We start from the raw sequence: 14000 nt of genomic DNA, 5'->3' as shown, positions 1-14000 counted from the left end.
GCTAAGAGGCCGCCGTCCGGCGCTCCCGCCACTGGCGTACGACATCTTCGACGTCGTACGGCTTCAGACCCAGCGGGGGGCCGGGCGGCGGCTTGAACATCATGTCGCGGATCTTGACGTTGATGTCCTCGACGATCTTGCGCACGGCCCGCTCGGACGGTGCCTTCGCGGCGGCCACAAGGGCGTCCTCCGCCTCCTTGCGCAGGGCGAGCGTCGGCGGCAGGACCGACACGCCCTCGCGGGCCAACTTGCGCTTGATCCACCACTGTTCGTCGTACGTCGCCTCGACGTCTCTCGGCAGTGGCTTGCCCGCGCCCGGCAGATGCGCGAAGTCGCCGCGCGCCTCCGCGTCGCGGATCTGTTTGTCGGTCCAGGACTCGAAGCTCACGCCCGGTGGCTTTCGCTCGGTCATGAGGCCATTGTGCCGGACGCCGTCGCGCCGGGCGATTTATCATTCGGCGGCGGTGGGCCAACCAGTCCGCCGGGCAAGGACGTTGAGCCCCGCGCAGGGACGTGACAAAAGGAGCGCACGTGCTCGAACTCACCATGGCCACCGTCTCCGGGGCGGAGGCGGGCGCTACGGCCGGCATGCTCATGGCCGACGCGCCCAGCGAGCCGGGCGCCGTGCTGCGGGTGGGCCGGGACAAGTCCGTGTGCCGGCTCGCCACGCCCGACGACTGGCTGTTCGTCTCGCGGGTCCATCTGGAGTTCCTGTGCGGCCCGGACGGCAACTGGCAGGTGACCTGGCTACGCGGCTCGCAGCCGGACCCGTCCTCCGAGGTCCGGCTGATGGCCGGCGGACACGCCCAGCCCCTCGCCTACGGCGGTACCGTGCCGCTGCCGCGGGGCGGCAACGGAGAGATCGTCATCCAGGACCGCACCGCGCCGCGCAGCGTCAACGTCGGCTTCTACCACGAGCTCTGAGCGGCGCCGGAGTCCTACGCCAGGACCCGGGCCAGCGCGAAGCCGTCGTAGCCCTTGCTGCCCACCGTCTGGATCGCCGTGCCGCTCAGCCTGGGGTGGGAGCCGATCAGCTCGATGGCGGCGCGGGTGCCCCGGACGTCCGGCTCGGTGTTGGCCGCGTCGGTGACGCGGCCGCCGCGTACGACGTTGTCGACGATGATCAGACTGCCGGCCCGGCCGAGCTTGAGGGCCCACTCCACGTAGTGGGCGTTGTTGGCCTTGTCGGCGTCGATGAAGACCAGGTCGAAGGGCGGCGGGTTCTCGTCGGCGAGCTGGGGCAGGGACTCCAGCGCCGGGCCGACCCGCACCTCGACGAGCTTGTCGAGGCCCGCCCGGGCGATGTTGCGGGTGGCGACCTCGGCGTGCTTGGCGCTGTACTCCAGCGAGATGAGGCGGCCTTCGGCGGGGAGGGCACGGCCGAGCCAGATGGTGCTGTAGCCGCCGAGCGTGCCGATCTCCAGGATCGTCCGGGCGCCCTGGATCTGGGCGAGGAGGTGGAGCAGCTTGCCCTGGGGGGCCGTGACGCTGACGGGCGGCAGTTCGGCGGCCTCGCTGTCGCGCAGGGCGGCCTGGAGGGGCTCGTCGTCGGGGGAGAGATGGGTACGGAAGTAGTCGTCCACGGCGTCCCAGGTCTGCGACTCGCTCATGCGCTCTGCCTCTCGTGTGCGAAGCGGTTCCGTAGTTAGGGCCTCTAACTAGTTGCCCTAACGAAGGTAGTCGTCGCGAGGTTCCACGGCGAGAGCGGCACGCCGACGACCGTCGGTCCGCGGGCAGTCGTGCCTCCCCCAGAGGGGGGACCCCCAGGGCGGCACGGGTGGGCGCGGGCGGCACCCCGTCGGCGCCGGGCTGCGCGCCCCACCTCGGCCAGCTCCCACGCCGGGCGCCTGGAAAGCGGCGGCTCGTGCCCGTACACACGGGCGGTACCCGGTAGCGCGGGCTGCGCAACCAGGTACCGTCCGCGGGCACCGCAGCCGTGCGTCAGCGCTTGACGGCCTCCGCCGGCTCCAGAGCAGGCGGCGAACCCGGCAGCGGGCGCCCCGCCGATTCCGTCATGAACCACACCGCGACACCGCCGATCACAGCCGCCGCCATCATGTAGTACGCGGGCATCATCATGTCGCCGGTCGCGCCGATCAGCGCCGTGACCACCAGCGGCGTCGTACCGCCGAAGAGGGAGACCGAGATGTTGAAGCCGATGGAGAGGGAGCCGTAGCGGACCCGGGTCGGGAACAGGGCGGGCAGGGCGGAGGGCATCGCCGCCGTGAAGCAGACCAGCAGCAGGCCCAGGGCGCCCATGCCCAGAGCGACGGCGGCGAGGCTGCCCTGGCGGATCAGCAGCAGCGCGGGGACGGACAGGGCCAGGAAGCCCGCGCAACCCGCCGCGATCACCGGACGGCGGCCGATGCGGTCGGTCAGGGCGCCGGTGAAGGGCTGGGCGATCATCATCAGCGCCATCACGCCCAGGACGACCAGCAGACCGTGCGTCTCGTCGTAGTGGAGCTCGCTCGTGAGGTAGCTCGGCATGTACGACAGCAGCATGTAGTCGGTGACGTTGAAGACCAGCACCAGGCCCATGCAGAGCAGCAGGGCCCTCCACTGGCCGGAGATCATCTCGCGCAGCGGCACCTTCGGCCGGGCCGACTCCGCCTTCTCGACCTCCGCCGCGAAGGCCGGGGTCTCCTCCAGACGCATCCGCAGGTACAGGCCGATGAGGCCCATCGGGCCCGCGATCAGGAACGGGATCCGCCAGCCCCAGGACAGCAGGTCCTCGGAGGACAGCAGGGCGGTCATGAGGGTGACCAGGCCCGCACCGCCGATGTAGCCGGCGAGCGTGCCGAACTCCAGCCAGCTGCCGAGGAAGCCGCGCCGCCGGTCGGGTGCGTACTCGGCGATGAAGGTGGACGCGCCCGCGTACTCGCCGCCGGTGGAGAAGCCCTGCACGAGGCGGGCGGCCAGCAGCAGGATCGGCGCGCCGACGCCGATCGCCGCGTACGACGGGATCAGGCCGATGGCGAACGTGCCGATCGCCATCATGATCATGGTGAGGGCGAGGACCTTCTGGCGGCCGATACGGTCGCCCAGCGGGCCGAAGACCATGCCGCCCAGCGGACGGACCAGGAAGGCCGCGGCGAAGGCGCCGAACGTGGACAGCAGCTGAGCCGTCGCGTTGCCTGTGGGGAAGAAGACCTTGCCCAGGGTCACGGCGATGTAGCTGTAGACGCCGAAGTCGAACCACTCCATGGCGTTGCCGAGCGCGGCCGCCTTCACGGCGCGCTTCACGAGGGCCGGGTCGGTGACGGTGACGTCCGGGGCGGAAGTGGTGGTCGGGGACGGATGCGGGGCGGCGACTGTGGCAGTCGTCAAAACTTCGCTCGCCTACCTTTCGACGGGGACAGGGGCGGGCCCGTCCGGCGTCGGCGGCGGCAGGCCAAAAAGGACCATAGGGGCACTTGTCCTGATTACGTACCGTGGCTGCTTCGTTGCATGGGGCAGATAAACGCCGTATGTCCAGGAGCGTCGGCCCGCCCCGGAACCCGTCATTCCGGCGCCGACTGTGATCCATCTCGCGCCCGGTGGAGGCAACCCGACCCCCCTCCGACTATCGTCTTCCGGACAAAAGGAGAGCGGACGTCAGGTGAAGCGGGGGTTGCCTGCGTCTCCCTCCGGGGGTGGTGCGAGCCTCATGAGGATCGCAAAGGGACCCATGCGCGGGACACGTGGGACGAGCGGGGCGGGAGGGCCGCGAGGCGTGGCGAATGCGGAGCACACCGGGAGACCGGGGGGAGCCTTCGGGGCGGCGGCCGTCGGCACGGCCGGGGCACGGCAGCGCGCGGCGCGGCTGGGACTGTGGCTGGTCGCCGCGATCCTCGCCGTACGGCAGCTGGCCGTCGTCCTCAGCACGCCCAGGGGAGAGCGGCTGACGGACCTGGAGACCTGGGTCGGCCCGGACGGCGTGCTGCATGTGGAGGGCTCGCTGTACGACTCCACGCGCTTCACCGGCACCCCCTTCGGCGGCCTCGTCCTCAAACCCCTCACCCGTTCCGCAGAACAGGCGCTCGGCTGGGGCTGGACCTTCGGCACGCTGCTGCTCGTCGTCGCGCTCGGCCTGCTCGCCGCGCGCGCCCTGCCGAAGCCGGTGAGCCGGCGCAGCTCGCTGTTCGCCGCGCCCGTCGCGATCTGCCTGCTGATGCTGTCGCTGCCGGTGCGCAACGCCTTCTGGCTCGGCCAGACCAGCATCATCCCCGTCCTGCTCGTCCTGCTCGGCTGCTTCGCCGTACGCGGCGAGCGGGCCGGCGGCGCCCTGATCGGTGTCGCCGCCGCCTTCCAGCCGACCGTGCTGCTGTTCGCCCCGCTGCTGTGGTTCACCGGCCGCCGCAACGCCGCCGCCTGGCTCGGTGCGACCTTCGCCGCCTGCACCGCGCTCGCCTGGGCGGCGATGCCGCAGGACTCGTACACCTACTGGGTGCACCACATGGCCGGCGTCGGTCTCGGCGGCCGGGCCGACGATCTCGCCAACCAGTCCCTGCACGGCGCCCTGCTCCGCCTGGGCCTGTCCGGCCCGCTGGAGATCGCCGTCTTCCTGGTGCTGGGCGCCGGGATCGCCGCCCTCGGCCTGCGCCGCGCCGTCCGCCACGCCCACGACGGGCAGCTCCTGCTCGCCGTCGCGATCACGGGCTGCGCGGCGATAGTGGTCTCTCCCACCGCCTGGCAGCACCAGCTCCTCTGGGTCCTCCTCGCGGTCGTCGGCCGGGTCGGCAAACGGGCCTCCGACCGGCTGGTGTGGCCGGTGGCCGTGGTCGTGGTCATGACGCTCCCGGCGAAGATGATCCTGCCGAACATGGCCGCCCTCCACCCGCTGCGCGACAACGTCGTCCTGCTCGCGGCGATCGCCGCCGCCACGGTCGTACCGTTCCTGTCGCGTACGTCGCCGCACTACCGCTCCCCGATCCCCACCCAGTACGCGCCGCCGGTCCCGGCCCGCTGGCAGCGCATCCCGCTGCTGCCGTTCCTGCGCCGGGTGCTCGGCCGCCCGAACCTCCTGCTGGAACTGCTCCTCATACGCGTCACCTACGCCGCGTACTCCCAGGTCCGGCTGGCGGCGACGGGCGGCACGATCTCCGGGGGCAGGGAGCGTGCCGAGCACCACGGCGAGCAGATCCTCTCGCTGGAGCGGATCCTGCACCTCGACATCGAGCGCTGGGCCAACCACGCGGTGGTCAAGATCGACTGGCTGCGGCAGTTCTTCGACTTCTACTACACGTCCTTCCACTTCGTCGTCCCGCTGACCGTCCTCGGCGTCCTCTACTGGCGCCGCCCGGTCGACTACCGCTGGGGCCGCTCGACCCTGGGCCTGACCACCCTCCTCGCGCTCGTCGGCTTCTGGGCGTACCCGCTCGCCCCGCCCCGTCTGATGCCGGACCTCGGCATCGTCGACACGGTCCACGGCGTCCAGGACTTCTCCCAGCCGGACTACGGCACGCTGACAGCGCTCACCAACCAGTACGCCGCGATGCCGTCACTGCACTTCGGATGGTCGCTGTGGTGCGGGGTCGTGATCGCGATCGTCGCGCCGAAGGGGTGGATGAAGGCCCTGGGCCTGCTGCACCCCTTCTTCACCCTCTCGGCGATCGTCGCGACCGGCAACCACTGGGTCCTGGACGCGGTGGGCGGGGCGATGGTGGTCGGCGCGGGGTTCGGGCTGGCGTATGTGCTGCAGGGGCCGCGGGCGCGCACGGTCACGGCTGGGGCGGTCGGTGCGGAGCGGGAGCCGGCGCCCTCCGCCGTCGTCAGCCGCCCCGGATCAGGGCTCCCACCTCGTACTTGAGGCGCCGCGTGTCGGCCGCGTTGCGGAAATGGCTCACTTCAGGCGGAAGGCATGGGAGGCAGCGTCGGCAACGACCAAGCCGTTCTGACGCGTTGCAGTGTGGACCGGGCAAGCGTGTCGGCCGTGCCGATCTCGCGCTGGGCTCTGGCGAGGGCCGCGAAGGAGCCGGAGACCCCGGGATCGGAGGCCCTGGTGAAACGGTCTTCGGTGAGGTCTCTGGTGAAGATCCTCAGCACCGTGTCCAGATGGTAGGCGCGGTTGGCCAGCGTCGCGCCCATGCGGGCACGGTCGCCGGTCTCCCCGGCCTGCTGGTGGATCACGCCTCCCAGTGTGCCGAGTCCGCCGTGCTCGGCGACCAGGTCCGCGCGGAAGAACTGCGCGAGTTCGGCCGACTCCTCGGAGCCGCCGGCCGTGTTGGCAATGCGGTCCAGTTCACGGTTCACCAGCTTGCGGGCCAGGTCGGCCAGCGTGATGCGTTGTTCCGGCTCCACGTACGAGATGGCCGCGCGGGCCGTCCGCAGGAGGTCTCGCGGCATTCCGCCCGACAGGCAGTAGAAGAGAGCGGTGAACGGGACGGGCAGCCCTACGACCCGACGGCCCAGCAGCTTCTCGGCGGTTCGCTGGTCGAGGGGTTCGACCCGGATGATCTCGTCGATCGCACTGTCGAAGGCATCCCGTCGGCCGACCGGCGCCAACTCCGCCTCCCGCAGGGCCTCGTCGGAGACCGACAGCACGAACAGGCACTTCGGCACGTCGAACACGGCCTTGAGTTCGTTGAGAAAGGTGCGTGCGGTGGCAGCCGGCTCGATCCGGTCGAGTTCGTCGATACCGATCACCACCCGCCGGTTCTTTTCGTCCAGTTCCAGCGCGGTCCGGCTGAGGAACCTCTTCAGGCCGTCCAGGATCTCCGGGTACATCTGCGGCTGCTGGGCGAGCGATGTCGCTTTCCTCGCCGACAGGTTCCAGCTCCGCCAGCCGGCGCTGAGGGCGGCCTCGTCCGAGTGGGTCTGCAGATAGCGGATCGAGCGCTTGTGCCGCTCGGCTTCCTGTGCCGTGCCGAGACCTTCCTTGATCACGCGGTCGCACACTTTGTAGAACAGATGGAGCATGAACTCCCGACGGTCGAACAGGACCGGCACCGACTCGACGAGGCTCAACTGCCCCGCCGTATCCGCCTCGTCGACCTTGCAGAAGACTCGTAGCAGTTGCGTCTTGCCCGCCCCGCGTGGGCCCGACAGGGCGATGCTTCCGTTCTCCATCCCCGCGCTGATCATGGCCAGTTGCTTGTCGGCCGGCGTCTCCACATGTTCATGGCCGGCGCGAAGCTGCTTCAGACCCGGGGCGTCATCGATGGAGAGCTCGGTGGAGAAAACACGCTCGGTGCGTTCGCTGATCTTTTCCCGCATGAAGCTTCTCAAGCCCTGCCGTACGGCCTCCCGCCACTCGGTCATGGCCTGTTGTTCCGCCTGGTTTCGTTCCCGTGGGTCGAATACGGCGATCCGGTGGGCGAGGGGAAGGGACTGCCCGGACTGGTCCGACCGTGCGAGTCTGCGCAGCCACAGCACCGGAAGCACGAACAACACCAGTGTGCCCAGCGCGATCCAGACGCCCCAGCCGTATCCGCCGACCTCTTCCAAAGGTCGATCGTGCCGGAGCTGCCAGGCGACCTCCGCCGGGTAGGCACCCACCGAGATCGCGCACACCACCGCCAAGGAGCAATACGCGAGCCCCGCACTGACGAGCAGCTGACGACCCTTTGCCGCAGGTACGCCTGCCCGCACATTGCGTGACAGAAGCCAGTAGACACACCAGGCCACGAAGGCCAACCCGCCTGCGATCAAGATCATGAACACGAGGAGTCCGAACGCGTCGCCCGCAGCGGACTTGACCGAAACGGAACGGTCATTGGTCAGAGCTTCCTTGAGTGCGGCACTCCAGCCGGATCCCACCGCTGACGTGAGCAGCATCAGCAGCACCAGCGTGCCAACCGCCACAAACAGCCTGAGGATCCGGCCCTCCGTGCGAGCTCTGGCGAAAGCCTGCTCATACGCCTTCTGCGCATCCTGGGCTTGTCCCAGAATGCGGCGACGCTCCGCTTCCGCGGCAGATTCCAGATGCTGCTCGTTCACGCTGCCGCTTCGGGCCAGGCTGTCGCGCAGTTCTTGCTCGGCCAGCACACCCTTCAGCAGTTCCGTGAACAGTGCCTCTTGTCTCAGCACCGACGCTCCCCCCGTGCCCGCGGGCCCCCTGCTCACAAACCGCCCGCATCCTGACCTGCCTCAGAGGTCTTTCCGCACCAGCACTCGAACCACACCGCTTTGCCACCCCCTGTCACGGGATCCACACCCCATTTGTCGACCATCGCGTCCAGCAGGACGAGACCCCGACCGCACTCGGCGTCCGGTGACAACTCACCAGGAAGCAGCGGGACTTGTGGTGAGCTGTCCGTCACCTCCACCCTCACCCCCTCCGTCTGCCGCAGAACCAGCAGCGTGCAGCGACGGTTCCGGACATGGCGTACGACGTTGGCGACCAGCTCCGTCACGGCGAGCTCCACGGCGTCGGCCAGCTCCGGCATGTCCCACTCCGCCAGGAGCGAGCGGACGATACGGCGGATGTGGCGCGCCGAGTGCTCGCTGACCGTGAGGCTCATGCGGTACTGGACGGGACGGGGAGCCAAGTAGGCGGGGGGAATGTATTCGTTCACACGACGAGACTGACCTGCCGTCACTACGCTGGGCTACGGAACGGATACAACAGATCCCGAAGTGGACCGAGTTGCGTGAGAGGGGCCGCTGCGTGACCCACATCAACACCCTCGACCCGGGCGCCTCGCCACTCGACTACTACGGCTTCGAGCTACGGCGGTACCGCGAGGCCGCCGGCCTGACCCAGAAGCAGCTCGGGAGCATCGTCTACTGCACCGGTTCGCTGGTCGGCCAGATCGAGACGGCCCGGAAACTGCCGACGTTGCAGTTCAGCGAGCGGGCGGATATTGCGCTGGGGACGGGTGGGTTACTGTCCCGGTTGCTTGAGCTGGTGATGCGTAGTCAACTTCCGGCCTGGTTTCAACAGGTGGCGGAGTTGGAGGCGCGGGCGGTCGAGATCGGTACGTTTCACACGCACCTGGTGCATGGTCTGTTGCAGACCAAGGCCTACGCGCGTGCCGTGCTCGGTGCGATGGACCAGAGCGACCTCGACGACCGTACGTCGGTACGGCTGGCACGCCAGCGCATCTTCGAGAAGAGCGAGCCGCCGGTGTTCTGGGCGATCATCAGTGAAGCCGTGCTGTATCAGGAGATCGGTGGCCCGGAGGTCATGCGGGAGCAACTTGCGAAGTTGTTGTCGTTCGAGGACGATCCCCGGATCAACGTCCAGGTACTGCCGTTCTCGGTCGGGGCGCACGCGGGCCTGCAAGGCTCGTTCGACCTCTTCCGCTTCCCGAGCGACCCGACCATCGTCTACACCGAGGGCTACGGCAGCGGGCATCCGACCGCCAACCCAGACACCGTCAAGGACTGCTCGCTCCGTTACGATCATCTCCAAGCCGCCGCGCTCTCCCTCAAGGACTCGGCGGAGTTGATCCGGCGCGTAATGGAGGAACGCTATGGCGAGCAACGCGATTCCGGCGGGGATCCAGTGGCGTAAGTCCAGCTACAGCGGCGACCAGGGCGGCAGCTGCGTCGAGTGCGCGCCGCTCGGGTCCCTGGCCTGGCGTAAGTCTTCGCACAGCGGCGACCAAGGCGGCGACTGCATCGAGATCGCCGAAACCCCCCACACCACCCTCGCCATCCGCGACTCCAAGAACCCGGCGGGGCCGATCCTCACCCTCGACCCCGCCGCGTTCACCACCTTCGTCGACTGGACGGCGACTACAGCCGCTGAATGATCGTGCCGGTGGCCAGTCCGCCCCCCGCGCACATCGTCACCAGCGCGAACTCCTTGTCCGCCCGCTCCAGTTCATGAAGTGCGGTCGTGATGAGCCGGGCCCCGGTGGCCCCCACCGGGTGCCCGAGGGCGATCGCACCGCCGTTGACGTTGACCTTCTCCAGGTCCTGTTCGAAGACCTGGGCCCAGCTCAACACCACGGATGCGAAGGCCTCGTTGATCTCGACCACGTCGATGTCCTTCAGGGACATTCCGGCCTTGCCCAGCACGGCCTTCGTTGCGTCGATCGGTCCGTCGAGGTGGAAGTGCGGGTCGGCGCCCACCAGCGCCTGTGCCACGATCCGCGCCCTCGGCTTCAGCTTCAGCGCACGCGCCATCCGCTTCGACGCCCACATGATCGCCGCCGCACCATCGCTGATCTGCGACGAGTTGCCCGCCGTATGGACGGCCGTCGGCATGATGGGCTTGAGGCCCGCCAGCGCCTCCATGGACGTGTCGCGCAGCCCCTCGTCCTTGTCGACGAGCCGCCACATCCCCTGCCCGGCGTGCTGTTCCTCCTCGGTCGTCGGGACCTGGACGGCGAAGGTCTCCCTCTTGAACCGCTCCTCGGCCCAGGCGGCGGCGGCCCGTTCCTGAGAGATCAGCCCCAGCGAGTCAACGTTCTCCCTGGTCAGCCCCCGGTGGCGGGCGATGCGCTCCGCCGCCTCGAACTGGTTGGGGAGGTCGACGTTCCACTCGTCCGGGAACGGCTTCCCGGGCCCGTGCTTGGACCCCGAGCCCAGCGGCACCCGTGACATCGCCTCGACGCCACAGCTGATCCCCACGTCGATGACGCCCGCTGCGACCATGTTGGCCACCATGTGCGACGCCTGCTGCGAGGACCCGCACTGGCAGTCGACCGTCGTCGCCGCCGTCTCGTACGGCAGCCCCACAGTGAGCCAGGCCGTGCGCGCGGGGTTCATGGACTGCTCGCCGGCGTGAGTCACCGTGCCGCCGACGATCTGTTCGACGCAGTCGGCGGGGATACCGGTGCGGCCGAGGAGTTCGCGGTAGGTCTCGCCCAGGAGGTAGGCGGGGTGGAGGTTGGCGAGCGCGCCGCCGCGCTTGCCGATGGGGGTGCGTACGGCTTCGACGATCACGGGTTCGGCGGCCATGGGGGCGGGTCCTCTCGTCCAGAACCAGGCAGAACCGATCCAGAACCAGTAACTAGTACGTGTTCTAGTTCTGAGTGCAGTCTGCTGACGTGATGTACATCACCGCAAGGGTCTTGCACGCGATTGGGCTCCAATTCGGGGTGCCGTACCCCTTGCGAGTTGTAGAACCCGTTACTACCTTCACGGCGATTCCGTGTTCTGATGCACCGTCAGATCAGCTCGCATCGTCAGATGGCTGGAGCCGCCGATGCCCTGTCCAGCGCTTCCCGAAGGGTTCGACTTCACCGACCCCGATCTGCTGCACCACCGTGTGCCCCTCCCGGAGTTCGCCGAACTGCGCCGCGTCGAACCGGTCCGCTGGATCGCTCAGCCCGCGGGGCTGGCCGGCTTCCAGGACGAGGGCTACTGGGCCGTCACCCGGCACGCCGACGTCAAGTACGTCTCCACCCACCCCGAGCTCTTCTCCTCGTACCTCAACACCGCGATCATCCGCTTCAACGAGCACATCGAGCGCGACGCGATCGACGCCCAGCGGCTGATCCTGCTGAACATGGACCCGCCCGAACACACCCGGGTCCGTCAGATCGTGCAGCGCGGGTTCACGCCGCGGGCCATCCGGGCGCTGGAGGAGCGGCTGCGGGCGCGGGCGCACTCCATCGTCGAGAACGCCCGGGGGCACTCGGGCCCCTTCGACTTCGTCACCGAGGTGGCCTGCGAACTGCCGCTGCAGGCGATAGCCGAGCTGATCGGCATCCCGCAGGACGACCGGTCGAAGATCTTCGAGTGGTCGAACAAGATGATCGCGTACGACGACCCGGAGTACGCCATCACCGAGGAGGTCGGCGCCGAGTCGGCCACGGAACTCATCGCGTACGCCATGAACATGGCCGCCGACCGCAAGCAGTGCCCGGCGAAGGACATCGTCACCACGCTGGTCGCGGCGGAGGACGAGGGCAACCTGGGCTCGGACGAGTTCGGCTTCTTCGTGCTGATGCTGGCCGTGGCGGGCAACGAGACGACCCGCAACGCCATCACGCACGGCATGCACGCCTTCCTCACCCATCCCGACCAGTGGGAGCTGTACAAGAGGGAGCGGCCACAGACGGCGGCCGAGGAGATCGTGCGCTGGGCGACACCCGTCGTCTCCTTCCAGCGGACGGCCACCCAGGACACCGAACTCGGCGGCAAGCTGATCCGCAAGGGCGACCGGGTCGGCATCTTCTACTCCTCCGCCAACCACGACCCCGACGTCTTCACCGCCCCCGACACCTTCGACATCACCCGCGACCCGAATCCCCACCTCGGCTTCGGCGGGGGCGGCCCCCACTACTGCCTGGGCAAGTCGCTGGCCGTCCTGGAGATCGAACTCATCTTCAACGCGATCGCCGACGCGATGCCCGACCTGCGCCTCGCGGGCGACCCACGCCGACTGCGCTCGGCGTGGATCAACGGGGTGAAGGAGCTCCGGGTCACCGCCGGCTGATGTACTCGAGGGAGGCAGAAGCATCCCCATCCCTCCACGCCCCGCCTCTGCCTCCCCCGACTTCCGTACCTGAGGCCGGAATCAGTTCTGTCCCGGGCACCTGACACTGGAGCCACCTGGGGCTGGGGAAGTGAGCGCCGAGCGGTGCTGGAAGCATTCAGGGCTGCGGGACGCTGCGCCGTGCGGGTGCGCTCAGCCGACCTTGCGCAGTTCCCCGTCGTCGAAGACCGCCACCATGACGAGGCTGCCACCCAGCGCCTCGACATACCGCGCCACGACATCCGTCCCGGAGACCTGTCCGCACTCGATCTGGGAGACCCGGCCCTTGGTCACGCCCATGCGTTCCGCCACCTGAGCCTGGGTGAAACCGCGCTCCTGGCGCATGTCGACCAGTCGCCAGGCCCGGGCTTGGTCGAGCATGCGCTGAGTGCCTTCGACGAATGCATCTCGGCCGCCGGACAGTTCCTCTGCCCGCTCCCGATGCCCGCTGGCTGACCACCTGACGTGTCCGTTCACTGCCCCGACTCCCTCTTCCGATCAGCCATGTACTCGGCGTACCGATGCTCGGCCAACGGGATCGCCTCGTCGTACCAGGCGTTCCAGTTGCCCGCCTTGTCTCCGGCAACGAGCAGGATCGCGGAGCGCCACGGATCGAACATGAAAAGGATGCGCACCTCGCTCCGGCCGGAAGATCCGGGGCGCAGCTCTTTGAGATTGTGCAGGGCCGAGCCCTTGATCCGGTCGACCAGCGGACGCCCCTCGGCGGGGCCGTGGCAGGCGAGGATCCAGATCGCCTGGTTCACCAGCACGTACGACGCCGGGTCGGCCTTCTCCAGGTCGTGCAGCCACTGATCCACCTCGTCGGTCAGGTAGACGTCCCACTGCTCTTCCACCTTCAATCCTTTCGGGAGTTTAGCATTCACTAAACCCCGATGGGGGAGTCGAGCAAGCCTGATTCCGGGACTCTCACTCACAAGCCTGATTCCGGGACTCTCACTCATACGGGTTGGGAGGACCGGGCCAGTTCCTTGAGGTGAGCCGTTGCTGCACACGACGGAGGCGGCGGCCCCGGGGATCGGGGGCCGCCGCCTCGTTCTTGGGTGCTGCTGGGGCTGATCAGTACCAGCCGTTGGCCTGCCAGAAGCTCCAGGCGCCGGTCGGGCTGCCGTAGCGGGAGTTCATGTAGTCCAGACCCCACTTGATCTGGGTCTTGGCGTTGGTCTTCCAGTCCGCGCCGGCGGCGGCCATCTTCGAGCCCGGCAGGGCCTGGACCAGGCCGTAGGCGCCGGAGGACGGGTTCGTGGCGTCGACGTCCCAGCCGCTCTCGTGCTCGACGATCTTGCTGAACGCGTTGAAGTGTTCGGCAGGGACCATCTGCTTGGCGATCGCCTTGGCCTGGGTGGGAGAAGCAGTGGTCGCAGCCTGGGCCGGGGTGGCGGACAGAGCCATTCCAGCGGTGGCGGCGGCGACGGCGACGCCGGTGAGGGCCTTCTTGGGGGCGGCGATGCGGCGGAGGAAGGAGACGGACACGTTGAACCTTTTTCGTCGGGGACGGGGTGGTCGCGGCATGCCGGAACCACGCGGTGCGCGGCGGGGGCATGCGGTGGCGCCGCGGCCCTGTGGGCTCGTCGGCGCCGTGCGACGCCATCCAGAGAAGCAGGCCGGGAAGGGGTCCGCAATGACCCCT

At 68.8% G+C, this 14000-nt stretch carries 14 protein-coding genes; 5 read left to right on the top strand and 9 right to left on the bottom strand.

The window, feature by feature from the left end:
- Position 1 precedes the first annotated feature (1 nt).
- Positions 2–412, bottom strand: coding sequence for a DUF1992 domain-containing protein (locus ACFV7R_RS12890; RefSeq protein WP_129800834.1), 411 nt, complete (start codon positions 410–412; stop codon positions 2–4).
- Between the two features lie 119 nt (positions 413–531).
- On the opposite strand from ACFV7R_RS12890, the gene ACFV7R_RS12885 reads away from it, so the two are divergent.
- On the top strand, positions 532–924 hold the full coding sequence (locus ACFV7R_RS12885) for a hypothetical protein (RefSeq protein WP_385263075.1): 393 nt from the start codon (positions 532–534) through the stop codon (positions 922–924).
- A gap of 14 nt (positions 925–938) precedes the next feature.
- Here the strand turns inward: ACFV7R_RS12885 and ACFV7R_RS12880 are convergent, their stop codons facing one another.
- Both ACFV7R_RS12880 and proP read right to left on the bottom strand, forming a co-directional pair.
- Positions 939–1610, bottom strand: coding sequence for an O-methyltransferase (locus tag ACFV7R_RS12880; RefSeq protein ID WP_385263073.1), 672 nt, complete (start codon positions 1608–1610; stop codon positions 939–941).
- Between the two features lie 331 nt (positions 1611–1941).
- Complete coding sequence (gene proP / locus ACFV7R_RS12875; RefSeq protein ID WP_385263071.1) at positions 1942–3327, bottom strand: glycine betaine/L-proline transporter ProP; 1386 nt, start codon at positions 3325–3327, stop codon at positions 1942–1944.
- 385 nt (positions 3328–3712) lie between these two features.
- Here proP and ACFV7R_RS12870 point away from each other — a divergent pair, with 385 nt between their 5' ends.
- The gene (locus ACFV7R_RS12870; RefSeq protein ID WP_385263070.1) at positions 3713–5788 is read left to right on the top strand and encodes a bifunctional glycosyltransferase 87/phosphatase PAP2 family protein; all 2076 of its coding nucleotides are present in this window, start codon (positions 3713–3715) and stop codon (positions 5786–5788) included.
- Between the two features lie 38 nt (positions 5789–5826).
- On the opposite strand, the gene ACFV7R_RS12865 is transcribed toward ACFV7R_RS12870, so the two are convergent.
- Together ACFV7R_RS12865 and ACFV7R_RS12860 are read right to left on the bottom strand one after the other, a co-directional pair.
- A complete protein-coding gene (locus ACFV7R_RS12865; RefSeq protein WP_385263068.1) occupies positions 5827–7965 on the bottom strand; it encodes a P-loop NTPase fold protein in 2139 nt (712 codons plus the stop codon).
- 74 nt (positions 7966–8039) lie between these two features.
- A complete protein-coding gene (locus tag ACFV7R_RS12860; protein ID WP_385263067.1) occupies positions 8040–8495 on the bottom strand; it encodes an ATP-binding protein in 456 nt (151 codons plus the stop codon).
- A 92-nt stretch (positions 8496–8587) separates the two neighbouring features.
- Here ACFV7R_RS12860 and ACFV7R_RS12855 point away from each other — a divergent pair, with 92 nt between their 5' ends.
- Together ACFV7R_RS12855 and ACFV7R_RS12850 are read left to right on the top strand one after the other, a co-directional pair.
- Complete coding sequence (locus tag ACFV7R_RS12855; protein ID WP_385263065.1) at positions 8588–9436, top strand: helix-turn-helix domain-containing protein; 849 nt, start codon at positions 8588–8590, stop codon at positions 9434–9436.
- Entirely contained in the window at positions 9396–9677 is a 282-nt protein-coding gene (locus ACFV7R_RS12850) for a DUF397 domain-containing protein (RefSeq protein ID WP_385263064.1), read from the top strand. Before ACFV7R_RS12855 ends, ACFV7R_RS12850 begins: the two co-directional genes overlap by 41 nt.
- Here the strand turns inward: ACFV7R_RS12850 and ACFV7R_RS12845 are convergent.
- A complete protein-coding gene (locus ACFV7R_RS12845; protein ID WP_385263063.1) occupies positions 9661–10830 on the bottom strand; it encodes a steroid 3-ketoacyl-CoA thiolase in 1170 nt (389 codons plus the stop codon). The two genes, ACFV7R_RS12850 and ACFV7R_RS12845, sit on opposite strands and share 17 nt — an antisense overlap.
- A gap of 247 nt (positions 10831–11077) precedes the next feature.
- Between ACFV7R_RS12845 and ACFV7R_RS12840 the strand changes: the two genes are divergently transcribed.
- The gene (locus tag ACFV7R_RS12840; protein WP_385263061.1) at positions 11078–12313 is read left to right on the top strand and encodes a cytochrome P450; all 1236 of its coding nucleotides are present in this window, start codon (positions 11078–11080) and stop codon (positions 12311–12313) included.
- A gap of 192 nt (positions 12314–12505) precedes the next feature.
- Here the strand turns inward: ACFV7R_RS12840 and ACFV7R_RS12835 are convergent, their stop codons facing one another.
- From ACFV7R_RS12835 to ACFV7R_RS12825, 3 genes are all read right to left on the bottom strand, one after another.
- On the bottom strand, positions 12506–12733 hold the full coding sequence (locus tag ACFV7R_RS12835; protein ID WP_385263060.1) for a helix-turn-helix domain-containing protein: 228 nt from the start codon (positions 12731–12733) through the stop codon (positions 12506–12508).
- Positions 12734–12825: 92 nt separating this feature from the next.
- Complete coding sequence (locus tag ACFV7R_RS12830) at positions 12826–13206, bottom strand: type II toxin-antitoxin system RelE/ParE family toxin (protein WP_385263058.1); 381 nt, start codon at positions 13204–13206, stop codon at positions 12826–12828.
- Positions 13207–13429: 223 nt separating this feature from the next.
- Positions 13430–13843 carry a transglycosylase SLT domain-containing protein gene (locus ACFV7R_RS12825; RefSeq protein ID WP_385263056.1) on the bottom strand — a complete coding sequence of 138 codons (414 nt, stop codon included), beginning with the start codon at positions 13841–13843 and terminating at the stop codon, positions 13430–13432.
- Between the last annotated feature and the right edge of the window lie 157 nt (positions 13844–14000).

This window comes from Streptomyces sp. NPDC059866 (assembly GCF_042731325.1).
Lineage (GTDB): Bacteria > Actinomycetota > Actinomycetes > Streptomycetales > Streptomycetaceae > Streptomyces > Streptomyces flavusporus.
The sequence above is the reverse complement of the archived record's forward strand: the minus strand, read 5'-3'. Positions and strand labels throughout refer to the sequence as shown.

Excerpts from the sequence above, each read along its gene's own strand:
- ACFV7R_RS12890 (WP_129800834.1), bottom strand. The coding sequence starts at position 412 with ATGACCGAGCGAAAGCCACCGGGCGTGAGCTTCGAGTCCTGGACCGAC.
- ACFV7R_RS12880 (WP_385263073.1), bottom strand. The coding sequence starts at position 1,610 with ATGAGCGAGTCGCAGACCTGGGACGCCGTGGACGACTACTTCCGTACC.
- ACFV7R_RS12850 (WP_385263064.1), top strand. The coding sequence starts at position 9,396 with ATGGCGAGCAACGCGATTCCGGCGGGGATCCAGTGGCGTAAGTCCAGC.
- ACFV7R_RS12845 (WP_385263063.1), bottom strand. The coding sequence starts at position 10,830 with ATGGCCGCCGAACCCGTGATCGTCGAAGCCGTACGCACCCCCATCGGC.
- ACFV7R_RS12840 (WP_385263061.1), top strand. The coding sequence starts at position 11,078 with ATGCCCTGTCCAGCGCTTCCCGAAGGGTTCGACTTCACCGACCCCGAT.
- ACFV7R_RS12835 (WP_385263060.1), bottom strand. The coding sequence starts at position 12,733 with ATGCTCGACCAAGCCCGGGCCTGGCGACTGGTCGACATGCGCCAGGAG.